Origin of the sequence: Streptomyces sp. NPDC050704, from assembly GCF_040654355.1 — a bacterium.
GTDB lineage: Bacteria > Actinomycetota > Actinomycetes > Streptomycetales > Streptomycetaceae > Streptomyces.
Genome location: NZ_JBFAHW010000052.1, coordinates 49196 through 71426, shown reverse-complemented (window position 1 = coordinate 71426; position 22231 = coordinate 49196). Strand labels below are relative to the sequence as shown.

22 protein-coding genes are annotated in these 22231 nt (G+C 70.5%); 8 read left to right on the top strand and 14 right to left on the bottom strand.

Features of this window, described 5'->3' with window-relative positions:
- Positions 1 to 114: 114 nt before the first annotated feature.
- From AB0I18_RS28360 to AB0I18_RS28345, 4 genes are all read right to left on the bottom strand, one after another.
- Entirely contained in the window at positions 115 to 1815 is a 1701-nt protein-coding gene (locus tag AB0I18_RS28360; protein WP_363108424.1) for a methylmalonyl-CoA mutase family protein, read from the bottom strand.
- Positions 1816 to 1929: 114 nt separating this feature from the next.
- Positions 1930 to 2268 carry a DUF3817 domain-containing protein gene (locus tag AB0I18_RS28355; protein ID WP_363108423.1) on the bottom strand — a complete coding sequence of 113 codons (339 nt, stop codon included), beginning with the start codon at positions 2266 to 2268 and terminating at the stop codon, positions 1930 to 1932.
- A 64-nt stretch (positions 2269 to 2332) separates the two neighbouring features.
- Entirely contained in the window at positions 2333 to 2842 is a 510-nt protein-coding gene (locus AB0I18_RS28350) for a MarR family transcriptional regulator (protein ID WP_363108422.1), read from the bottom strand.
- Between the two features lie 10 nt (positions 2843 to 2852).
- The gene (locus AB0I18_RS28345; protein ID WP_363108421.1) at positions 2853 to 4214 is read right to left on the bottom strand and encodes an MFS transporter; all 1362 of its coding nucleotides are present in this window, start codon (positions 4212 to 4214) and stop codon (positions 2853 to 2855) included.
- 87 nt (positions 4215 to 4301) lie between these two features.
- On the opposite strand from AB0I18_RS28345, the gene AB0I18_RS28340 reads away from it, so the two are divergent.
- Together AB0I18_RS28340 and AB0I18_RS28335 are read left to right on the top strand one after the other, a co-directional pair.
- Entirely contained in the window at positions 4302 to 5285 is a 984-nt protein-coding gene (locus AB0I18_RS28340) for a DUF5937 family protein (RefSeq protein ID WP_363108420.1), read from the top strand.
- A 149-nt stretch (positions 5286 to 5434) separates the two neighbouring features.
- A complete protein-coding gene (locus AB0I18_RS28335) occupies positions 5435 to 6460 on the top strand; it encodes a glycoside hydrolase family 6 protein (protein ID WP_363108419.1) in 1026 nt (341 codons plus the stop codon).
- A gap of 21 nt (positions 6461 to 6481) precedes the next feature.
- Here the strand turns inward: AB0I18_RS28335 and AB0I18_RS28330 are convergent, their stop codons facing one another.
- The 7 genes from AB0I18_RS28330 to AB0I18_RS28300 form a co-directional block, all read right to left on the bottom strand.
- Positions 6482 to 8461: a kelch motif-containing protein gene (locus AB0I18_RS28330; RefSeq protein WP_363108418.1), complete on the bottom strand. Its 1980-nt coding sequence runs from the start codon at positions 8459 to 8461 to the stop codon at positions 6482 to 6484.
- 3 nt (positions 8462 to 8464) lie between these two features.
- Positions 8465 to 10267 (bottom strand): cellulose synthase catalytic subunit, encoded by a 1803-nt coding sequence (locus AB0I18_RS28325; RefSeq protein WP_363108427.1) that lies wholly within the window; start codon positions 10265 to 10267, stop codon positions 8465 to 8467.
- Between the two features lie 481 nt (positions 10268 to 10748).
- Entirely contained in the window at positions 10749 to 11402 is a 654-nt protein-coding gene (locus AB0I18_RS28320; RefSeq protein WP_363108417.1) for a TetR/AcrR family transcriptional regulator, read from the bottom strand.
- Positions 11399 to 12079 carry a DUF4166 domain-containing protein gene (locus tag AB0I18_RS28315; RefSeq protein WP_363108416.1) on the bottom strand — a complete coding sequence of 227 codons (681 nt, stop codon included), beginning with the start codon at positions 12077 to 12079 and terminating at the stop codon, positions 11399 to 11401. Before AB0I18_RS28315 ends, AB0I18_RS28320 begins: the two co-directional genes overlap by 4 nt.
- Positions 12076 to 12834 carry a hypothetical protein gene (locus AB0I18_RS28310; protein ID WP_363108415.1) on the bottom strand — a complete coding sequence of 253 codons (759 nt, stop codon included), beginning with the start codon at positions 12832 to 12834 and terminating at the stop codon, positions 12076 to 12078. The genes AB0I18_RS28315 and AB0I18_RS28310 overlap by 4 nt, the downstream gene beginning before the upstream one ends.
- Before the next feature lie 149 nt (positions 12835 to 12983).
- Positions 12984 to 13277 carry an MTH1187 family thiamine-binding protein gene (locus AB0I18_RS28305; protein WP_363108414.1) on the bottom strand — a complete coding sequence of 98 codons (294 nt, stop codon included), beginning with the start codon at positions 13275 to 13277 and terminating at the stop codon, positions 12984 to 12986.
- A complete protein-coding gene (locus AB0I18_RS28300; RefSeq protein ID WP_363108413.1) occupies positions 13274 to 13618 on the bottom strand; it encodes a DUF3817 domain-containing protein in 345 nt (114 codons plus the stop codon). Before AB0I18_RS28300 ends, AB0I18_RS28305 begins: the two co-directional genes overlap by 4 nt.
- Before the next feature lie 179 nt (positions 13619 to 13797).
- Here AB0I18_RS28300 and AB0I18_RS28295 point away from each other — a divergent pair, with 179 nt between their 5' ends.
- From AB0I18_RS28295 to AB0I18_RS28280, 4 genes are all read left to right on the top strand, one after another.
- Entirely contained in the window at positions 13798 to 14430 is a 633-nt protein-coding gene (locus AB0I18_RS28295) for an AIM24 family protein (RefSeq protein ID WP_363108426.1), read from the top strand.
- Position 14431: 1 nt separating this feature from the next.
- The gene (locus AB0I18_RS28290; RefSeq protein WP_363108412.1) at positions 14432 to 15082 is read left to right on the top strand and encodes an AIM24 family protein; all 651 of its coding nucleotides are present in this window, start codon (positions 14432 to 14434) and stop codon (positions 15080 to 15082) included.
- Positions 15079 to 15873: an AIM24 family protein gene (locus AB0I18_RS28285; protein ID WP_363108411.1), complete on the top strand. Its 795-nt coding sequence runs from the start codon at positions 15079 to 15081 to the stop codon at positions 15871 to 15873. Before AB0I18_RS28290 ends, AB0I18_RS28285 begins: the two co-directional genes overlap by 4 nt.
- 92 nt (positions 15874 to 15965) lie before the next feature.
- Positions 15966 to 16442 carry a MarR family transcriptional regulator gene (locus AB0I18_RS28280; protein ID WP_363108410.1) on the top strand — a complete coding sequence of 159 codons (477 nt, stop codon included), beginning with the start codon at positions 15966 to 15968 and terminating at the stop codon, positions 16440 to 16442.
- Positions 16443 to 16662: 220 nt separating this feature from the next.
- Here the strand turns inward: AB0I18_RS28280 and AB0I18_RS28275 are convergent, their stop codons facing one another.
- Together AB0I18_RS28275 and AB0I18_RS28270 are read right to left on the bottom strand one after the other, a co-directional pair.
- On the bottom strand, positions 16663 to 18138 hold the full coding sequence (locus AB0I18_RS28275; protein ID WP_363108409.1) for a HAMP domain-containing sensor histidine kinase: 1476 nt from the start codon (positions 18136 to 18138) through the stop codon (positions 16663 to 16665).
- Positions 18135 to 18803 (bottom strand): response regulator transcription factor, encoded by a 669-nt coding sequence (locus tag AB0I18_RS28270; RefSeq protein ID WP_363108408.1) that lies wholly within the window; start codon positions 18801 to 18803, stop codon positions 18135 to 18137. Before AB0I18_RS28270 ends, AB0I18_RS28275 begins: the two co-directional genes overlap by 4 nt.
- A gap of 171 nt (positions 18804 to 18974) precedes the next feature.
- Between AB0I18_RS28270 and AB0I18_RS28265 the strand changes: the two genes are divergently transcribed.
- Positions 18975 to 19724 (top strand): PepSY domain-containing protein, encoded by a 750-nt coding sequence (locus AB0I18_RS28265; protein ID WP_363108407.1) that lies wholly within the window; start codon positions 18975 to 18977, stop codon positions 19722 to 19724.
- A gap of 90 nt (positions 19725 to 19814) precedes the next feature.
- On the opposite strand, the gene AB0I18_RS28260 is transcribed toward AB0I18_RS28265, so the two are convergent.
- Positions 19815 to 21098, bottom strand: a complete 1284-nt coding sequence (locus AB0I18_RS28260) for an MFS transporter (protein WP_363108406.1) — start codon at positions 21096 to 21098, stop codon at positions 19815 to 19817.
- Between the two features lie 588 nt (positions 21099 to 21686).
- On the opposite strand from AB0I18_RS28260, the gene AB0I18_RS28255 reads away from it, so the two are divergent.
- On the top strand, positions 21687 to 22145 hold the full coding sequence (locus tag AB0I18_RS28255; RefSeq protein WP_363108405.1) for an ATP-binding protein: 459 nt from the start codon (positions 21687 to 21689) through the stop codon (positions 22143 to 22145).
- The last annotated feature ends 86 nt before the right edge of the window (positions 22146 to 22231 follow it).

Below are 22231 nucleotides of genomic sequence, written 5' to 3'. Positions count from 1 at the left end.
CTCGCCCCCGCCGCCCCTACCCGTCCCATCCTCTGGGGCTCCGCCCCAGACCCCGCTCCTCAAACGCCGGAGGGGCTGATTTTCAGCCCGTCCGGCGTTTGAGGACGAGGCGCCTCAGAACCCCGCCGGCTCCGTATACACCCCCCACTCGTCCCGCAGCACATCGCAGATCTCCCCCAGCGTGGCCTCGGCCCGCACCGCCGCCAGCATCGGCTCGATCATGTTCGAGCCGTCCCGCGCGGCAGCGAGCATGGCGTCCAACGAGGCCCGCACCCGCACATCGTCACGCCCCACCCGGCGCGAACCCAGCTCACGCACCTGATCCCGCTCCACCTCATGACTGACCCGCAGGATCTCCAGGTCCCCGGTGACAGAGCCGTGGTGGACGTTCACGCCCACCACCCGCTTGTCCCCCTTCTCCACGGACCGCTGGTACTGGAAGGCGGACTCGGCGATCTCGCCGGTGAACCAGCCGTCCTCGATGCCGCGCAGGATGCCGGAGGTGATCGGCCCGATGGGGTGCTGTCCGTCCGGATGCGCCCGCAGCCCCCGCTCCCTGATCTGCTCGAAGATCCGTTCCGCGTCCGCCTCGATCCGGTCCGTCAGCTGCTCGACGTACCAGGAACCCCCCAGCGGGTCGGCCACGTTGGCGATGCCCGTCTCCTCCATGAGTACCTGCTGAGTCCGCAGGGCGATCTCCGCGGCCTGCTCGGAGGGGAGCGCGAGGGTCTCGTCGAGGGCGTTGGTGTGCAGGGAGTTGGTCCCGCCGAGGACCGCGGCCAGCGCCTCCACGGCCGTACGGACGACGTTGTTGTACGGCTGCTGGGCCGTCAGCGAGACACCCGCCGTCTGCGTGTGGAAGCGCAGCCACTGCGCCTTCTCGGTCTTCGCCCCGTACACGTCCCGCATCCAGCGCGCCCAGATCCTGCGCGCCGCCCGGAACTTGGCGATCTCCTCGAAGAAGTCGACGTGCGCGTCGAAGAAGAAACTCAAGCCCGGCGCGAACACGTCCACGTCCATGCCGCGCGAAAGCCCCAGCTCCACGTACCCGAACCCGTCGGCGAGGGTGTACGCCAGCTCCTGCGCGGCCGTCGAACCGGCCTCGCGGATGTGGTAGCCGGAGACGGACAGCGGCTTGTACGCGGGGATCTTCGTCGCGCAGTGCTCCATCAGGTCGCCGATGAGGCGAAGGTGCGGCTCGGGCTGGAAGAGCCACTCCTTCTGCGCGATGTACTCCTTGAAGATGTCGGTCTGGAGCGTGCCGTTCAGCACGCCCGGGTCGATGCCCTGCCGCTCGGCCGCGACGATGTACATGCAGAACACCGGGACCGCGGGCCCCGAGATCGTCATGGACGTCGTCACGTCGCCCAGCGGGATGTCCTTGAACAGGACCTCCATGTCGGCCGCGGAGTCGATGGCGACCCCGCAGTGCCCGACCTCGCCGAGCGCGCGCGGATCGTCGGAGTCGCGCCCCATCAGCGTGGGCATGTCGAAGGCCACGGAGAGCCCGCCCCCGCCGTTGCCGAGGATCGACTTGTAGCGCTCGTTGGTCTGCTCGGCGTTCCCGAATCCGGCGAACTGCCGGATGGTCCACGTCCGCCCTCGGTAGCCGGTCGCGTAGAGCCCCCGTGTGTACGGGTACTCCCCGGGCCAGCCGATCCGCTCGAACCCGTCGTACGTGTCTCCGGGCCGCGGTCCGTACACCGGCTCCACGGGATCACCCGAGAGCGTGGTGAAGTCGGCCTCACGCTTGCGTGAGGCGTCGTAGCGGGCCTGCCAGCGTTGGCGGCCCTCGTCGATGGCGTCAGCGTCCATACCTTCGAATTTACTAGGACGTCCTAGTAAATGTCGATGGCAGTCCGCCACAGACCACGCCTGTGGCGGTAGTGGTACCAAAAAAGTGGCGCCAGAGATGTACGGCTTGAGCCGTCAGGCCTTGGCCACCGCGGCCGTGTCGTCCGCGAGCTTGGGCTCCAGCTCGCGGCTGACCCTGCGCTCCACGAAGAAGGCGGCGGTGGGGACGGTGCCCGCGAGCAGCACCCACAGCAGCTTGGGGATCGGCCACTTGGCCTTGGAGCCCATATCGAAGGCGAAGACCAGGTAGACGACGTACAGCCATCCGTGCGCGACACTGACGACACGCGTGAAGTCCGCGGCGCCGTCCAGGTCGAGCACGTACTTGCCGATCATCCCGAGGACCAGCAGGACCAGCAGTACACCGGTGACGTAGGCCATGACGCGGTAGCGGGTCAGCACGCTCTTTTTCATGGCTACGAGCGTAACCGCCGGTTTGGGGCGATCTTCGGGCGCCCCCGGGGGCGCCCGGGCGGCTCTACTCCTCGTCGAAGTCGTGCGCCGCCACTCTCAGCGGCCGGAGCATCGCGAAGATCTCCAGGCACTCCTCCGCGCCGTACACCCCGAGCCCGAAGTCCATCGCCATCAGGTCGCGGGTGGCGGCGTCGCAGACCTCGCGGCCCTTGTCGGTGATGGAGGCGAGGGTGCCGCGTCCGTCGTTGGGGTTGGGGCGTTTGTCGACGAGCCCGGACCGTACGAGCCGGTCCACGGTGTTCGTCACGGACGTCGGGTGCACCATGAGCCGCTCGCCGATCTTCGACATCGGCAGCTCGCCGGACTTGGAGAAGGTGAGCAGCACCAGAGCCTCATAGCGCGCGAAGGTCAGCCCGTACGGCTTGACGACCGCGTCGACCTCGGCGAGGAGGATCTGGTGGGCGCGCATGATCGAGGTGATGGCGGCCATGGACGGCATGGACCCCCAGCGCCGCTTCCAGAGTTCGTCGGCGCGGGCGATCGGATCGAAGGCAAGACTGAGCGGCTTCGGCACGGCAAAGACCCTACCGGCCGGTCATATCGTGGTCAGCCCCGTCTCGCGTATCGATACCCGGGCCCTTCGTCCGCCCGGCCCCGGCCCCTTCGGTACGCCGCACCTCCAGTACCAGGAGTACGCAGCAGACGGTGCCGAGCACGCCGACCCCGCCCACGACCGTGCTCACCGCCCAGAACTCGGCGGCGACCCCGGCGAGCGCCATGCCCACCCCCTGGATCGTCATCAGTCCGGCGGTGTGCACGGTCATGGCCCGCCCGCGCAGTTCCTCGGGCACCGCGTCCACGAACCAGCGGTCGAGGCCGAGGGTGTACGCGCCCGTCGACCCGGCGAGGAGCAGTGCGAGCAGGATCCAGCCGAGGCCCGGGTGGAACGGGTAGACGAGGAGCGGCAGCAGGCCGCCGGCGGCGAGGGGCAGCACGATGCGGGAGCGGGTCGCGGGCGACAGGGCGGCACCGGCGTACAGCTCCCCCGCGATGGTGCCGACCGGCATCGCGCACATCAGCAGCCCGACCCAGGCCGCGCCGATCCCGATCTCGTCGGCGTACGCGGCGGCCAGCGCCTCGGGTGCGACGACGAACATCGGCGGCGCCCACAGGAGCAGCAGCAGCGCCCGGACCCGGCGGTCGCCGAGGACCTCGCGGGTGCCGGCGAGCGAGTACCGCACGAGCGATCCGCCGCCGGCCCTCGCGGGCCTGCGCCGGGTTCCGAACCGCAGGAGCAGCGCCGAGGCGAGGAAGGTGCCGAGCGTGACGGCCAGCGCCCCGCGCGGCGTCACGATGGTGAGCAGGACGCCGCCGAGCCCGAACCCGACGAGTACGGCGCTCTGCGAGACGATCCGCAGCAGTGAGCGCCCGAGCACGAACAGGTCGCCGTCCCCGAGGATCTCGGTCAGCGTGGCCATCCGGGTCCCGTTGAACACCGGCGCCACGGCCGCGATGACGCAGCGCAGCGCCAGCAGCGCGGCGACCGGCGTCGACGGCAGCACCATCAGCGCCGCGCACCCGGCACACACCAGGTCGCACACGACGAGCACCCGCCGGGCGGGGAACCGGTCCGCGATCCCGGACAGCAGGGTGCCACCGACCAGGTAGGGCAGGAAGCCCAGCGCGAACGCGAGGGCGCTGAGCAGCGGCGACCTCGTCAGCTCGTACACGAGCACGGTCAGCGCGATCTCACTGACGACGACGCCGAGCAGGGACAGGGCGTGCGCGAGGAAGACAGCACGGAACTCCCTGACGGCGAAGACGGGTCGGTAACCGGTGGTTTCCGGCGCCGCTTCGGCCTCGACCGCGGCTTCGCCTTGGGCTTGGGCTTGGGCTTGGGCTTGGGCTTGGGGCAGCGTCGTTGTGCCCTTCTTGTCTTTCGGCATGGGCGGCAGCCTGCACGGGTGCTGGCGACACTCTCTAGAGTTTCGGTGTCAGCCGAATCTTCGCCGTGGCAGGAGGCCGGGCCACCCATGCCGTTCCGTATGCGCTTCGGCGAGGACGACCTCCTCCGCTGCCGCTTCGCGATCTCGCCCCTGTGGGAGACACAGGAGGCGGTACGCACCCTCAACCGGACCGAACGACACGGTTATCACCCGCGCTGGCTGCACCGGATCGGCGCGGCGTCCGCCGGTCTTGACCTCACACCGCTGTGGCTGCTCATGCCGCAGCGGGGGCACACGCCGGACTGGCTGGGCCCGCCGCCGCTCGGCCCGGCGGCCACCTTCGAGGAGGAGATCGCGGGGGTGCGCGCGGCGGAGCCGGAGGCGGCGGGCGAGGACGTGGCGCGGGCGCTCGCGGACACCCCCGGCGCCGCCGGATCGCCGCGCGGCCGCGCCCTCCTGGCGGATCCGGCCCGTACGGTCCGGGAGCTGGCCGACCTCCTTGAGGCGGCCTGGCACACCCTGGTCGAACCGGACTGGCCACGGCTGCGCGCCCTGCTGGAGGCCGACGTCGCCTTCCACTCGCGCCGCCTCGCCGAGGTGGGCCTCGGCGGGCTGCTGCCCGAGCTCGACCCGCGGTTCGCCTGGCACGCGGGGACGCTCACGGTCGACTGGAAGGGCGAGCACGTCCGCGAACTCGGCGGCCAGGGACTGGTGTTGATGCCGAGCGTCTTCTCCTGGCCGGACGTGGTGAGCGGCTTCGACCCGCCGTGGCAGCCGACGCTGGTCTATCCGGCGCGGGGCATCGGCGGCCTGTGGGCCGAGCCCTCCGACCGTACGCCCGAAGCCCTCGTACGGATCCTGGGGCGCGGCCGGGCCACCGTGCTCACCGCGCTCGACGAACCCGCCACCACGACGGCCCTCGCCTTCCGCCTCGGCCTCGCACCGTCGTCCGTGTCCGCGCACCTGTCGGCGCTGCGCGACGCGGGTCTACTCCTCTCCCGCCGGTACGGGCACCAGGTGCTGTACGAGCGGACGCCGCTGGGCATCGCGTTGGCGTCGGGCGGCGGCTGACGACCCGGCAGGCCGTCCGGGTGCCACCCAGAGGCTCTCCAACGGCCCCCGCATGGCTGTTCACGGTGTCGCGCCCTTGCCGGTTAAGTCCGTTATGTAACGATGGCCGGACATCGTCACTGACCGTCACCTTCGCCCAAGGGGGCAGGATGTCCCGGCCGACCCGTACCCGTACTTTCGCGGCACTCGCCGTGCTCGGACTCGTGGCGGGCTGTTCGTCCGAGTCCGCGTCCGAGTCCGACGTCGACAGCACCGCCGCCGCCCGTGAGAGGTCCGGGCAGGTGAGCCCGGCCGCCGGTTCGCCGTTCTGGGTCGATCCGGGGAGCCCCGCCGCCCAGCAGGCCGAGCTGTGGGAGCGGCAGGGCCGTGGGCGCGACGCCCGGCTGCTGAAGCGCATCGCGGACCGGCCCGCGGCGCTGTGGCCTCCGGCCGACAACCCCGAGCCGTCGATCAGGGCGGCGACCGCGGCGGCGGCCCGGGAGGGGCGCACGGCCGTGTTCGTCGCGTACGACATCCCGCACCGCGACTGCGGTCAGCACTCGGCGGGCGGGGCGTACGACGCGGACGCCTACCGGCGGTGGATCGGGAGGTTCGCGCAGGCCATCGGGGACAGCAGGGCCCTGGTGGTCCTGGAGCCCGACGCGGTCGCGCACGTCGTGGACGGCTGCACGCCCGCCGAGTACCACGCCGAGCGCGAGCAGTTGCTCTCCGAGGCGATCGTCCGGCTCAAGGAGCAGCCCCGTACCGAGGTGTACCTGGACGCGGGCAACCCGGCCTGGATCCAGGAACCGTGGAAGCTCGTCGAACCGCTCAGGCGCGCCGGTGTCGCGAACGCCGACGGTTTCGCCCTGAACGTCGCCAACTTCCAGCCGGACGAGACCACCAAGGCGTACGGCCGCCGGCTCTCGCGGGAGCTCGGCGGCAAGCACTTCGTCGTGGACACCAGCCGCAACGGCAACGGCCCGCTGGGCGGCGACCGCGCCCAGGCCTGGTGCAACCCGCCGGGCCGGGCCCTGGGCACCCCGCCGACCACCGACACCGGCGATCCGCTCGTGGACGCGTACCTGTGGATCAAGCGGCCCGGCGAGTCGGACGGGCAGTGCCGCGGGGGCCCGGCGGCGGGGCAGTGGTGGGCGGACTACGCGTTGGGGCTGGCCCGCAACTCCAAGGCGTAGAGCACGACTTGGTACGTCGCGTCACCTGACCTGAATCCACTTCGCCTCCGACGGCGTCCCCTGCCCGTCCGTCACGAACAGCATGTACCAGCCGGGCGGCACCAGCGTCCGGTCCTTCGGTACGGCCACGGTCACCGAGTCCTTCGTCTTCGTGATCCCGAGCGCGATGGACCGCTGCTCGACATCCGTGGTGTGGGTGACCGCGCTGGGGCGCATCAGCCGGGCGTTCCGCACCCGGTCCGGGTGGCGGGTGGCGAAGGTCGCGCGGCCCTCGCCGTCGACCTCCTGCGGGCCGTCGCCGAGCACCGGGCGGTTCTCGGCGTTCTTGTGCAGGGCGGGCGGGGTGAAGATCTCCATACGCTGCTCGAAGTGGCCCAGCTTGGTGTTCTGCTGGTCGTCGAAGAGCGGGTCGGAGCCGAAGGTGGCGACCCGGCCGTCGGGCAGGAGCAGCGCCTCCGAGTGGTAGTTGCGGCCGACCTTGGGCGAGGCGGCCGTGCGGAAGGAGTTGGACCGGGGGTCGTAGAACTGCGCCTTGAGGATGTTGCTGGCGCTGCGCCCGCGGTAGTCCGAGGCGCCGTTGGACGTGAACACCGAGTCGTCCGGCATGATCACGCTGTTCAGATAGCGAGTGCCCTGGGGCAGGTCGGGTCCGTCCTCGAAGACGGGGTTGTCCTTCTTGAGGTCGATGACGGCCGTGCGCGAGGTCGCCTTCTTGGACTCGCCGACGCCTCCGCCGCCCAGGATCATCACCTTCTGGTCCTGCGCAGGGGGCAGCAGCAGGGAGGCGGAGGTCTCCGTCGCGTCCTGGTCCGTCAGACCGGGCACCTTCTCGAACGTGTTGCTCTTCAGGTCCCACAGGCCGGGTTCGCGGCCGAGTTCGGCGGGCCCGTAACCGGCGTTCGAGGCGGGGTAGAAGAGCTTGCCGCCCTTGGTGAGGAAGAGGGCGGGGTAGGTCGGGAAGTAGTGCTTGGGGCCCGGCGTCCACTTCCTGGTCTTCGGGTCGTAGATCTCGTTGTCACCGGGGTCGATCACGCCGACGTCGTCGAGCCCGGAGACCGCCAGCACCCGCCCGTCCTCCAGGCCGACGAGCGTCGGGTACCAGCGGGCCTTGTCCATCGGGTCGACGGGGAGGTACTTCTCCGCCGTCGGGTCGAACTCGTAGGCGGCCCTGATCCCCTGGAAGTCCTGCTTTTCCATGGTGATCTTCTCGGAGAGGCCGTACGTGTTGTCCGCGTCCTTGCCCTTCAGGCCGAGGATCTCGTACTGGGCCTGCTTGTCCGTGACCGCCGGCGGGCCCTTCCTGGTGGCCTCGACGAAGACCCGGGCCTCGCTCGCGGCGACCTTCGTCTTCCAGGGCTGCATCACGCCGGCCCTGTTGTACGTGATCTCCTGGGTGCGCTTGGCCTTGGGGACGGTGACGTCGAACCTGCTGACGTACTCGACTCCGGACGGCGAGCGGAAACGGGTGCCCTTCTTGAGCACGATCGGCTTGTCCGGGTTCTCGTTCTTCACCCGCATGCCGCCGCCGGCCCGCTCGACCTCGCCGTCGAGCAGCTCGTAGCGGGCGGTGCCGCCGGCCACCAGCATTCTGCCGCTGGGGAGTTGGGCGTGACCGGCGCAGAAGAAGTCGTCCGGGGTGGGGATCTTCTTGAAGGTGTCGGTCCTCGGGTCCCACAGGACGGTGTCGAAGGAGCCCTCGTCGAACTTCTTCTGCTCGTTGCCGGAGCCCGCGACGATCAGCACCTTGCCGGTGTGCAGCAGGGCCGCGTGGATGGCGTTGGTGCGGTAGTCCTCCGGGATGTCGAGCTGCTTCCAGGAGCCGTACTTCGCCTGGTAGCCGGGCTGGGCGATCTTGTACGCGTGGTACTTCTCCGAGGCGAAGCCGAGCACGGCCGGGGCGTTGAGTCCGGCGAGCACCGCGATGCCGCCGATGCCGAGCAACGTCTTCTTGGTCTTCTTCGAGAGTGTCCCCGGGAACTTCTTCGAGGGCCGGTACGCCATGGACTAGTTACCTCCTGTCGTGCTGCTGGAGATCGTGCCGCTCGTACTGCCCGCGAGCGCGGGGGCCGGTTCGCCTTCCGTGATCCGGACGGCGGCGGCCGGGGCGACCGGCTGCCGGACCGCTCCGCGTTCCCGGACACGGGTGCCCAGCCACACCCCGACCGGGGCAAGGGAGATGGCCAGGGCGAGGACGGCCCAGGTGCGCATGGCCGCGTGGGTGTGGTCGAGCACGAACGATGCGACCAGCGACGCCGTCAGGACCGCTGCCCAGAAGAGGTGGATACGGAAGGTCAGCAGCCGGTCCGGGCTGGTGTCGCCGCCCTTGGGAGTGACGACGAAGCGGCAGGGGCGGCGGATCACGGCCGCGCCCAGGGACTTGAGGTAGATCGGCGCCGAGAGGGCCGACATCGCCATGCCGGCGAGGCCGCCCGAGCCCTCGGGTTCGTGCGGGGAGACGTTGTGCCGCCGGTTCCAGAGGTAGAGGCCGACCTGGAGGGCGGCGGCGTCGCTGTAGAGCATCAGCCAGACGGAGGCGGCGACCTGGGTGCCGGAGGCCCCGAACCAGAGGAACAGGAAGCAGCTCAGGATGCCAAGCAGCCAGTTGACGGCCGTCATCGGGTAGTAGACGAGCATCAGCGTGTACGAGAAGAGCCGGCCGGGCGGCATCGTGAACGGTGCCTTCCAGTACTGCTTGATCAGCGTCTCGTACGTGCCGCGCGACCAGCGCATCTGCTGGGTGAAGAAGTCGGTCCAGGAGGCGGGGCCCTCGCCGACGGCCAGCACGTCCGGGGTGTAGACGGACTGCCAGTGATGACCGGTTCTCGGATTCCTGTGCCGGTGCAGCTCGAAGCCGGTGGCCATGTCCTCGGTGATGGAGTCGTAGAGGCCGCCGATCTGCTTCACTGCGGCGATGCGTACGACGTTGTTGGTGCCGACGAACATGGGGGCGCGGTAGCGGTTGCCGGCGCGCTGGATCAGGGCGTGGAAGAGGAACTGCTGGGACTCGGCGGCCTTGGTGACGGGGGTGGTGTAGTTGCCGTACACCTGGGGGCCGACCACGAAGGCGACGTCCGGGTCGCGGAAGAAGCCCATCATGCGTTCCAGGAAGTCGGGGAGCGGGACGTGGTCGGTGTCCACGGAGGCGAAGTACTCGTACTCGGCGCCGTGCATCGCGATCCACGCGTTGTAGTTGCCGTGTTTCGTACGGGCCTTGTGGACGCCCTTGTCGCGGTTCCACTCGGGGACGCCGTGGCGGGTGAAGTGCCGTACGCCGAGCTCCGCGCACAGCGCCTTGGCCTGCTCGTCGTCGCCCTCGTCGAGGAGCCATACGTCGACGACGCTCCGTGGGCCGGTGTGGGCGACGCGGGTCGCGCCCTCCAGGGTGGCGCGGACCATGGCGAGGGGTTCCTTGCCCGGGACGTATGTGGTGAGGAAGGCGACTCGGGTGCCGTCCTCGGGGACGACGGGGATCGGGTCTCTGGCCACCATGGTCGCGTGCGCGATCGAGACCACGTTGACGACCATGAACAGCTCGATCAGGCCGATGGCTATCAGCATCGTGATGTCGAGGCCGACGAGCCAGCGGGCGCCGCCTTCTCTGGCCACCCAGTGGGTGGGCCACACCAGGTAGACGAGGAGGAGACCGGTGAGCAGCGGGGCGAGTGTCATCAGGAGGACGGCTCGTATTCGGTGCGGCTCTCGTGAGAGGAGCTTGGTGTACTGCACCCGGTACGCCGTGCCGGACGGCTCCGTGAGCGGTCCGGCAAGTCGGCTGTGGGTGTGGTAGTCGTAGCCCTCCGGCCGCACAGCGCCCTCCAGATTGTCGAACGTGCCGATACCCAAACAAAAGTGGCTTTTGGACGACATGTCGAACTGAGGGGGTCCAGGTGGGTTGCCTCCGGCGGTTGGGTGGTTGTTCTGGTGCGGGTTCGGTGGGGGCTGGTCGCGCAGTTCCCCGCGCCCCTGGGTTGGTGGGTGGTGGGGTCGGTGCCGCGACGGGATATCCGATCGCCGCTCTGGGATATCCAGCCTCAGGCACGTTGCCGCGGCGATCGGACACCCCGACACGACCCCTCACGCCGGAGAGCCGAGTGCGGGTGAGTGGGGCCTGCGCTGCAGACCCCAACCCCGCCTCACGACCGTTGGCCGTTGTCTTTTGTCTTTTAGGGGCGCGGGGAACTGCGCGACAAGCCCCCACCGGCCCGCGGTGTACGAACAACCCGACGGGGGTCTGGGGGCGGAGCCCCTCAGTTTCGGGAAGGGGTGGGGTGGGGGAAAGGAAACGCGTTTAATGCGGGCGCCGGGTTCGGCGGAGGTGGTGGCGGACCGCGCGTTGGGCGACGGGCCCCAGGGACTCCAGAGCAGCGACCAGACCGGCCAGTTGCTCCAGCGCGTCGAGCGCCCGCCGAGCCCCTTCAGGGTCGACACCTTCGTACAGCTCGATCCCCACGAAGGACGCGGAGACGGCACGGGCAAGCCCGACCGGATCGGCGAACTCGGCGAGCGGAGTGGCCGGGAGCACCCGGACGAGAACCCGCTCGACCTCGGTGATCCAGAGGTCGAGCCCCGCCGCGGTGGCAGGCGCGAGACGAGGATGCGTCTGGGCGCCGGCGAGCAGCTGACCGAGCGTCGCGACGTGCCCCTCGGCACGCTCCTCCTCATGCATCTCCCGGGCGAAGGTGAGGAGTTCGGCCAGGTTACCGATGCGCGCGAGCCGCTCCCGGTAGCGCGAGACCCGCTGCTCGGCACCGTGCCGGCACGCCGCCGCGAGGAGTTCGTCGACCGAGCCGAAGTGGTAGAAGACCAGCGCCTGATTGACCCCGGCGGCGGCCGCGACCGTACGGGCCGAGGTCTTCGCGATCCCCTGCTCGGTGAGCGTACGAAGCGCCCCGTCCAGCAGCTTGGCCTTCGTCTCCAGGGACTTCGCCGTGTCGGGGCTCACGCGCGGGACTCCTCGCGCACGGGCCGCAGACCGGGACGGATCCCGCGGGCGTGGACGGGGTGGTAGGTGGCCGCGAAGGAGCCCTCGTACCCGAAGAGGGGCCCGAAGTACCGGTTCACGACCCGGACCTGGATGCGGAACCGGCCGCTCGCGTCGTCGTACGACTCCCGGACTTCCGCGTCACCGCCGATGAGTCCGGGGACGCGCACGTCCACCGGCCCCTCCCGGAACCGGTGTTCGCCGGAGCGGATGAGCAGGGAGCCGTCGGGTTCCGCGCGCAGGTGCAGGTCGCTCGCGAGGTGCTGGTGCGTGCCGAGGTAGTCGAGGATCCGGTCCCCCTTGGGGCTCAGCACCATCTGGGCGTCGAAACGACGGGCGCGACCGGGCAGGTCGAAGGTGCGCACGAAGGTCACCGTCTCACGGCCGTACGTGTCGGCGTACGGCACGTTCTCGATGGTGAAGGGGATGTCGCGGCCGGCGCGGGGGACGAGGATGTTGCGGGTGCCGCCGAGCGCCAGGAACGGCTTCACGAAGCCCCGGCCGTGCCAGACGCGCCGCATCACGCCTCGGCCGACGCAGGCCTCTCCGCTGTCCAGGCCGACCGAGAAGCGACGCTGGAGCTGGGGGTGCAGCCGTTCGAAGTCGGGGCCCATCACGGTACGGAAGATCGAGGTCATGACGGCTGCTCCAGGGAGGTGAGGAGGCGTGGGGCACGCGCGCGTGCCGGTGCGGTGCGCAGGCAGCGGCGGGCGGCCGGTGTGCGGGGCGACGGCGGCGCGAAGAGGGCCAGGGAGAGCGCGACCAGCGAGATCAGGGGCAGCAGGAAGGCCGCGAGGGGTGCGAGCGGCCCGAAGAGGCCCCCGGAATCGACCCCGAGGCCCGCGACGGCGGTGGCGAGTACGACCGCTCGTACGGTCAGCTCGGTCAGCCAGTTCCGCAGTGCCCGTTCCGGTGTGATTCCCCGTTCCAGCCACAGGCGGAGGCGGTCGAAGGACCAGGCCGTCGCCCAGCCCATCAGGGGGCGGAGGAGGCAGCGGTCGGTGGCCGTGCCGAAGCGGCCCCAGCGCGGGCGGTAGTCGTACCCGGTGAGGAAGCGGACTCCGTCGCCGTCCGGCACGTACCGCCAGTAGCCGCTGCCCTCGGCGAGGAGGGAGAGCGGGTTCGGGGAGGCGAAACGGAGGGCGGAGGTGCGGGTTCCGTCGGGGCGCTCCCGCTCGCCCGCGCTGACGCCCGTGCCGGCGACGGTCAGGAAGGGCAGGACACGGGTCGCGTACCGGAAGTGCCGCGGTTCGTCCTCCGCGCGCGGGAGGTGGTCGATCTCGGTGAAGCGAAGGTCCCAGCGCTGGTGGTGGGCGGGGTCCTGGGTGCGTGCCCAGATGTCGTCGAGGCCGGCGCGTATGCGCGTCTCGATGTACAGCCCGGTCTGGCTCACTGCGGACCCCCACGTCAGCGGCTTTTTGAGCGACTGCTCAATCTTGCGGAGGTTCAGGTTATTGGTTTTTGAGCGATTGCTCAATCTTGTGGGACGACAAAACCCCGGTCCTGTAGACCGGGGTTTTGTGTGAAGTGACGCCGACGGGTTCAGTCGGCCAGGTGTCGTTCCACCGTGTCCACCTTGGAGGTCAGTCCGTCCGTGACACCGGGGCGGATGTCCGCCTTGAGGACGAGGGAGACGCGCGGCGCCCGCTCCTCCACCGCGGCGACGGCACGCTTGACGACGTCCATGACCTCGTCCCAGTCGCCTTCGACGGACGTGAACATCGCGTCGGTGCGGTTCGGCAGACCCGACTCGCGTACGACCCGGACGGCCTCGGCGACGTACTCCCCCACGTCCTCGCCGACACCGAGCGGCGTCACGGAGAAGGCGACGATCATGCGCTGACCGTGCCTTCCTTGCGGGCGCGCGACGCGATGACCGCGTCCTCGGCCTCCCGCTTGAGCTTGCGCTCGGCGAAGAAGCCGCCGGTCGGCAGCACGGAGAGGATGAAGTAGAGGGCCGAGGTCTTCAGGTTCCACTTGGTGCGGTTCCAGGCGTCGGCCCAGAAGATCACGTACAGGATGAAGAGGAGGCCGTGGACCATGCCCATCACCGGGACCGCGTTGAAGTCCGTGGTCCGCTTCAGCACCGAGGACACGAGCAGCAGCAGGAACGAGACGGCCTCGGGGGCGGAGACCAGACGGAGTCGGCGGAGGGCGGAGGCGGTCTTGAGGTCCACGATTCACCTTCGGTGGAGAGGAGTCGGGGTGGGCGCTTTGTGAACGTGAGCACAAGCGTTCCCATTGAAGCATCCTGTCGTGGCCGCCCGGGCGGGGGGTCTCGGGGATCGGTCAGGGTCGGATCATCCCGGAGGATCTGTCGGCGGCCCCGCCCGACGGCTACCGTCACATCGTGGCGATGTTCCGACTCCAAGGCAGCAAAGTGCTGGCCGTCGACATGACCGGCGACGCCGTGAAGGCGAAGAACGGCTCGATGGTGGCGTACGACGGCCAGATGGCGTTCAAGAAGCTCAGCGGTGGCGGTGAGGGGATCCGCGGCATGGTGACGCGCCGGATCACCGGTGAGCAGATGACCCTGATGGAGGTGAAGGGGCACGGGACCTGCTGGTTCGCCGACAGGGCCAGCGAGATCAATCTGGTGGGGCTCCAGGGCGACAAGCTCTTCGTCGAGTCGAGCAATCTGCTCGCGACGGACTCGGGGCTGCGTACAGGGACGGCCTTCACGGGCGTTCGGGGCGCCTCGCAGGGCAACGGGTTGTTCACGACGACCATCGAGGGGCACGGTCAGGCGGCGATCATGTCGGACGGGCCCGCTGTGGTGCTGCGGGTGAGCGCGCAGTATCCGCTGACCGTCGACCCGGGGGCGTACATCGCGCACCAGGGCAATCTGCGGCAGTCCTTCCAGTCCGGTGTGACGTTCCGCACGTTCATGGGCGAGGGTGGCGGTGAGGCCTTCCAGATCCGCTTCGAGGGCGACGGCGTCGTCTACGTGCAGCCCAGTGAGCGCAACTCGATCGCGGGGGATGTGTGACATGCCCTTTCGTGAGGTCAACTCGAAGATGGTCGAGGCCACGGTGGGGCCGGGGCAGCGGCTGTTCAGTCAGCGCGGCGCGATGCTCGCCTACAAGGGCGAGGTGTCCTTCACCCCCAACATGCAGGGCGGCCAGGGCGGGGTCATGTCGATGATCGGGCGGCGGGCGGCCGGCGAGGCGGCTCCGCTGATGACCGTCGAGGGCTCCGGCACGGTGCTGTTCGGGCACGGCGGCCACCACGTCCAGGTGATCAACCTCACAGGGGACACCCTGTGCGTGGAGGCGGACCGGCTGCTCGCCTTCGACGGGACGCTGGAGCAGGGCACGATGTTCATGGGCTCCCAGGGCGGGGTCATGGGCATGGTGCGCGGGCAGGTGACGGGGCAGGGGCTTTTCACGACGACCCTGAAGGGTCATGGAGCCGTGGCCGTCATGGCGCACGGTGGGGTCATCGAAGTGCCGATCAGCCCGCAGCGGCCGGTCCACGTCGATCCGCAGGCGTATGTGGCCCACCACGGGGACGTACGCAACAAGCTGTCCACCGCGCTCGGTCTGCGGGACCTGGTGGGGCGCGGCTCGGGCGAGGCCTTCCAGCTGGAGCTGAGCGGCAACGGAGCGGTGTACGTGCAGGCCTCGGAGGAGAAACTGTGACCACCTACCCGGGCGCCGGCCCCGTGATCCACGACCCGATGACGCTGCCGGTCGACGACAACGTGAACGCGTACACCTTCTGCGTGGAGCTCCGGGGGAGCGAGTGGTTCCTGCAGAAGGGGAAGATGATCGCCTACTACGGCTCGATGGAGTTCAACGGCATCGGGCACGGGCGACTGGACCGGCTGGTGCGGACGAGTTTCCATTCGCCGTTGCACGCGAGCGACTGGGTGGTGGCCTCCGGCTCGGGCAAGATGCTCCTCGCCGACCGGGCCTTCGACGTGAATTCGTTCGACCTGGAGGAGGGCAACCTAACCATTCGCTCGGGCAACCTCCTCGCTTTTCAGCCAACTCTCGCGCTGAAGCAGTCGATCGTGCCGGGCTTCCTGACGCTGATCGGGACGGGCAAGTTCGTGGCCGCCTCGAACGGCCCGGTGGTGTTCATGGAACCCCCGATCCGGGTCGACCCGCAGGCCCTGGTCGGCTGGGCCGACTGCCCCTCGCCGTGCCACCACTACGACCACGGGTACATGACAGGCCTGATCGGCGGCCTACGTGCGCTTACGGGCCTCGGCGGGGCCTCCGGAGAGGAGCACCAGTTCGAGTTCGTGGGCGCCGGTACCGTACTGCTGCAGTCCACCGAGGCACTCATGGCCGAGCAGGCGGCGGGCGCGGTTCCGCACGAGCCGGGCGTACCGGGTGGCGGGGCGCAGGGCCACCCGGGACAGCAGGCAGGAGTACCGCGTCTTCCCGGACAGCTGGGGGACCTCCAGCGTCGCTTCGGGCTGTGAGCGGTAGTCTGCGGAGTGTGACGTCGAACGTGTGCGCGCCGTCACGCCACCCTCACTAGTTCGCCTTTCAACTTCTTAGGTAGAATTCATTCATGGAGACCGAGACGGCCACGCGCTGGCTGACCGATGCGGAGCAGTGCGCCTGGCGCACCCACCTGGAGGTCAACAGGCTGTTGACGTACCAGCTCGAAAGGGACCTGCAGCCGTTCGGCCTGACGATGAACGACTACGAGATTCTGGTGAACCTCTCCGAGTCGGAGGGCGTACGGATGCGGATGAGCGACCTCGCGTCCGCCACCCTCCAGTCCAAGAGCCGCCTGTCGCACCAGATCACCCGCATGGAGAACGCGGACCTGGTGCGACGCGAGAACTGCGAGTCCGACCGCCGCGGGCTGTACGCCGTGCTCACGGAGCACGGCATGGAGACGATGAAGAAGGTCGCGCCTCATCATGTGGCGTCTGTGCGGCGGCACTTCATCGACCTCGTCCCGCCGGAGTCACTGGAAGAGCTCCACAAGTCCCTGACACCGATCGCGGAGCACCTGCGGGGGCAGCGGGGGCGTCCGTGACATACGAACAGCGCGACTAGGGCCTGTGTCGGAAGTGGCGCCTGCCGGGCGACGCCTGGCACGCTCCCCCAGCCTTCGGCCGGGGGGACCCCCACTCGCCGCACCGGGCGAAAGCCCAAGTACGTCCAGTACGAGGACTTCCACCCGGCACGCCGAGAGCACGCACCATGCGCCGCCCGGCCCGCCCTCCGGGCGGACGACGCCACTTCCGACACAGGCCCTAGGCACCAGACGTCAGGCGCTGGGCCAACGGCAGGCGGAGCTCGAACAGGGCTCCGCCTGTCGGCGCTTCGCGGACGGTGAGCGATCCGCCGTGCCGCGCGGCGACGTCGCGGGCGATGGAGAGGCCGAGACCGGCTCCGCCGTCGTCGCGGGTGCGGGCCTCGTCGAGCCGTACGAAGCGCTCGAAGACCCGCTCGCGCTCGCCGTCGGGCACACCCGAGCCGTCGTCGGCGACCTCGACGACCGCGTGCTGCCCCGCGCGCCGCACGGTCACCGTGACCGACGACCGCGTGTGCCGCTGGGCGTTGTCCAGCAGATTGCCCAGCACCCGCGCCAACTGCCCACGGGACCCGGCGACTTCGACGGACTCTTCTCCCGTGGACCCCGCTTCCGCGGACTTCGCTTCCACGGACACGGCGATGCGGTCCCCGCCCCGCTGGGCCACCTCCTCGCGGACGAACGCCGCCAGGTCGAAGTGCGCGTCCGACGGCCGCTCCCCCGCGTCCAGGCGGGCCAGCAGCAGCAGGTCGGCGGCGAGCCGCTGCAGTCGTACGGTGTCCTCGACGGCCCCCTCGACATCGAGCAACTCCGGGTGCGCGGCGCCCACTTCGAGCTGGGTGCGCAGCGAGGCGATCGGGCTGCGCAGCTCGTGCGAGGCGTCGGCGACGAACGCGCGCTGCCGCTCGACCGAGGCCTCCAGGGCGGCGAGCGTCTCGTTGGTCGTACGGGCGAGGCGTGCCACCTCGTCGTGGGTGGCGGGCTCGGGGACGCGCCGCGAGAGGTCCTCGGAAGCCGTGATGGCGGCCATCTCGGCACGGATGCCCTCCACGGGGCGCAGGGCCCGCCTGGTGACGAAGTACGTCACCCCGCTGACCGTCACCAGCAGCAGGGGCAGACCGATCAGCATGGTCGTCAACGCCGTGTCGACGGCGTCGTGTTCGGCGGAGAGCGGAGCGCCCGCGTAGACCGTGAGCGGGACACCCCCCTGCGTGACCAGGTCGACCCCGGCGAACCGGTAGTCGCCCGTCTCCCCCTCGACGGTCGCGGTGCCCTCGCCGTACCAGGTCTCGTCGGCGATGTCGCCGGCGCCGAGGGGGTCCTCCTCGTCCGCCGCCCCCTCGTCCGTGTCGCCCGCGTCGTCGTTGTCGACGGAGTTCAGCCGGGCCGAGTCCCTGGCGCTCACGCTCATGCCCTCGACGTCCTCGCCGACGGCGACGGCCTTCCCCTTCCGGTCCAGGACCTCGACGGGGTTCTCGTCGCCGTCCGGCAGGCCGAGATCGTCGTACGCGAACCCGTTCGCCAGCGCCGAGGCCGCGTTACGGGCCACGGAGTCGGCCTCGGTGTCCGCCTGGCCGATGAGGCTGGACCGCAGCGCGAACAGCACCGCGGCGCCCGCGACGACCAGCGCCACGGCGACGACGAGGGTCGCGGCGAGCGTGGCGCGGGCCCGTACCGATCCCAGTCGGCGCCTCATGCCCTTGCCTCCAGTCTGTATCCGGCGCCGCGCACGGTCCTGATGAGCTCGGAGCCGAGCTTGCGGCGCAGGGTGCTGACGTAGACCTCGACGATGTTCGGGTCGCCGTCGTACGCGAAGTCCCAGACGTGCTCCAGGATGTCGGCCTTCGACACGACCTCCCCGGCCCGCAGGACGAGCTGCTCGAGCACGGAGAACTCCTTGGTGGTCAGGGTGACCTCGTCGTCCGCGAGGAACACCCGCCGGGCGGCGGTGTCGACCTTCAGGTTCCCGGCCTCCAGCACGGGCGAGGCCCCGCCCGACGGGCCGCGCCGGCGCAGCAGCGCCTTCACCCGGGCGACGAGGACGACGTACGAGAACGGCTTGGTCAGATAGTCGTCGGCGCCCGTGTCGAGGCCCTCGGCCTCGTCGTACTCGCCGTCCTTGGCGGTGAGCATCAGGATCGGCACGTCGTGTCCCGCGGCGCGCAGGGCGCCGCACACGCGGTAGCCGTTCATGCCCGGGAGCATGATGTCGAGGATCACGAGGTCGTACGTCCCCTCGCTCGCCCGGTGCAGGCCCTCGGCGCCGTCGTGGACGACGTCCACGGCGTAGCCCTCGGCCGTCAGCCCTCTGGCCAGCGACACCGCGAGCCGCTTCTCATCTTCCACGATCAACAGGCGCATGCGTCCAGCTTGGCAAACCGAACCTGAAGAGGCCTTCAGGCAGCTTCAGGTCGGCTTCAGCGTCGGTCGGCCACATTGGTTCCTGTCGACAGCAGATAGGCACACAAGCCAGCTGCAACCGGCGACACCATCCGTTACTGGTTGCAACCAGTCGCATTCAGGAGGAACCCCATGAAGCGCAACATCGTCATCGCCACCATCGCGGCCGCGGCCCTGATCGGCGGCGGCACCGCGACCGCCATCGCGGTCTCGGGTGACGAGGAGGCGCCGGCGAAGTCCAACGTGCAGGTGTCGAACGACGACAACGGCCGCGACGACGACGCCAATGTGAACGACGCGGACGGCACGAACGACCCCGACGACAACGACAACGACGCTGACGACAGGGCCGAGGACAAGGCGGACGCGGCGGAGGACAAGGCCGCGAAGGACACCGGCGAGGACGCCGAGGACAGGGCCGAGAACGCCCGCGACGCCAAGGCCGCGCAGGTCACGGCCGCCGACGCGATCAAGGCGGCGCTGAAGGACACGAAGGGTACGGCGGTCTCCGCCGACCTGGACGACGAGGGCACGAAGCACGTGTGGGACGTGGACATCCTCACCAACGGCGGCGCCTGGCACAGCGTGCAGGTCGACCCCGCCGGCGGCAAGGTCCTGGGCTCCCACGTCGACCGGGACGACGACGGTGACGACGCCGCCGAGACCGCGCAGATCCGTGCCGCTCTGAAGGGCAGCTCCGTCACCGCCGCCGAGGCCGCGGAGGCCGGCGCCGCCAAGGGCACGGTGACCTCCGTCGACCTCGACGAGGACGGCACGAACCAGGCCTGGGAGATCGACGCCACCGCCGCCGACGGCACCGGCAGCGACTGGAGGGTCGACCTCAACTCCGGCAAGACCACGGCGGACCGCTCGAACGACTGACGTTTCCTCGTCCTCTTCAGGCCCGCAGGTCTCTTCAGGCCCCTCAGGTCTTTCGGCCCCTCAGGTAAGGGCACCCGGCACCGGGTGCCCTTACCGGCGTTCGCGGCCCTGTTCTGCCGCGCCCACCTCCTGCTCCTGCTCCTGCTCCTGCTCCTGCGGCAGTGTGCGGGGGCGCCGGGCCCCCATGCCGACGGCTGCGGCCGCGAGCAGCGCCGCCCCGCCGGCCAGGGCGAACCCCATGCCCAGGGACAGGCGGCCCACCAGCAGTCCCGCGGCCACCGCACCCGCTGAGATACCCGCGTTCACCGCGGTGTTGACCCAGGCACCGGCCTGGACGCGGGCGCCCGGCGCGGCAGCCTCGTCGGCCACCAGGTAGGCGGTGGTCAGCGCCGGGGCGACGAAGAACCCGGCACACACGACGGCACCGGTCAGCGTGGCCAGGCCCGGGGCGAGCCCGGCGCAGGCCAGCACGAGACCGAGACCCGCCGCCGGCACCGGCAGTCGCAGCCGGGCTCCGGCGCGCCACTCGACCGCGCCGTACAGCAGCCCGCCCACGGCGCTCCCGGCGGACAGCGCGGCGAAGATCCATGCCACTGTGCCGTCCCCGTGCCCCCGCTGCTCGGCGAAGGCCAGCACCAGCAGGTCGACGGCGCCCAGTGAGAGGCCCACCCCCGCGGCCACGACGACCGGCGCCACGAGTCCGCGCCCGAGGCGCATCCGCAGGCCGGCGCGGCCGGCGCGGGTGGCGCGGGTGGCGCGAACGGCGACACCCTTCACCGCGGGGGACGTGACGAACGCGAGTGTGCCCAGGCCCGCCAGCAGCGCGCTCACGACGACCGCGGCGGCCGGGGACGCGAACCCCACGACCACCCCGACGAGCAGCGGCCCCGAGACGAACAACACCTCCTCGGCGACCCCGTCCAGGCTGTACGCCCGCTGCAACAGCAGCCGGTCGGGGACGAGTTCACCCCATACGGCCCGCATGGTGGCCCCGAGAGGCGGCGCGCAGGCTCCGGCGGCGACGGCCGCCGCGCCCAGCGCGATCGGCGACGCTCCGGGCTGCCGGCTCACCGCCGCCAGGACGCCCAGCAGCCCCGCGTACAGCGAGGCCATCGGCAGCAGCGCCCGGCGGGGGCCGTGCCGGTCGACCAGTGCCGCCCGCAGGGGCGTCAGAAACACGTTCGCGGCGCCGAAGAGCGCCAGGACGACACCGGCGACGGCGTACGAGCCGGTGGCCCGGCTCACCGCCAGCATCACGGCGAGGGAGACCATCCCGTACGACAGTCGGCCGACCAGGGCGGCGATGAATGTGCGGGTGGCGTGGGGCATGCGAAGTACCGCGGCGTACGAAGGCCGCGTTGAAGACGCAGACATGCGGAAGGTTCCTCACGGAGAGGGCGCCGGGATGGGCGCCCGGGCAGTAGGGACGCCTGTGCTCCGCGACGACGGCACCGGTGTGCTTGTCGATCGCGGGCCGGGGCGGGCCCTATGCCAAGAGGAGGAACACGGCGTCAAGGTATCAGCGGACGCCGGAAGCGGACCAGGGTGTTTTCGCCCCCGCCGCCCCTACCCGTCCCATCCCTGGGGGCTGCGCCCCCAGACCCCCGCTATCGGCCTGAACGGCCTCGTCCTCAAACGCCGGACGGGCTGGAGATGCCTGGGCTGGGCTGGAAATGGCTGGGCTGGAAGTAGGGGCGAAGCCCCACTTCCAGGGGCGCGGGGAACTGCGCGACCAGCCCCCACCCACCCGCACCCGACAACGCACCCCCTCGGGGCCTGGGGCGGAGCCCCGTGTGTGACCACCGCAACTGCGTGCACCCGGCACCGTGGGATGCGGGACGCCACCCGTACGTGGGACGCTCGGGCTCGCGGGGGCGCATGTGGCGGCCGGGACGAGCGCCTCGTACGCCGTGCGTGCCACCGTGCGCCCACGCGTACGGTACTCCGCCCGGGATATCGGGTATGTGCCCATTAACCCCACGAAACCGGACATGGTCCGCTTCTGGCCTGGGAGTGATCTGCGTGATCCACACCGAGGGCGACGTCGCCGAGTGGACCTTTCCCGCGGATCCGGGTGCCGTACGAACCGCCCGCACCGTCGTCCGGGGCCAGCTGCGCTCATGGGACCTCGACTCGCTGGGAGACGTGACCGCGCTGTTGGTCAGCGAGCTGGTGACCAACTCCCTGCGGCACGCGACCGGCCCCATCGGCGTACGCCTCGTACGCCCCGCGCAACCGTTGGACGCCCTGCTCGTGGAGGTCTCCGACCCGTTGCCTGACCCGCCCCGGGAGCGCACCGCGCGGCCCGAGGACGAGGGCGGCCGAGGACTTCAGCTCGTGGCGAACTCCTCACGCCGCTGGGGTACCAGACCGGGCTCGACGGGCAAGACGGTGTGGTTCGAGCTGGCCCTGCCGGGCTGACCGGAGACAGCTGGTGGGGTGGCCGGGGCTCCCTGGTCATGAGGGCTGTCGGGAGTCTGGGGTTCGACGGGGTGCCGCGTGGTTAG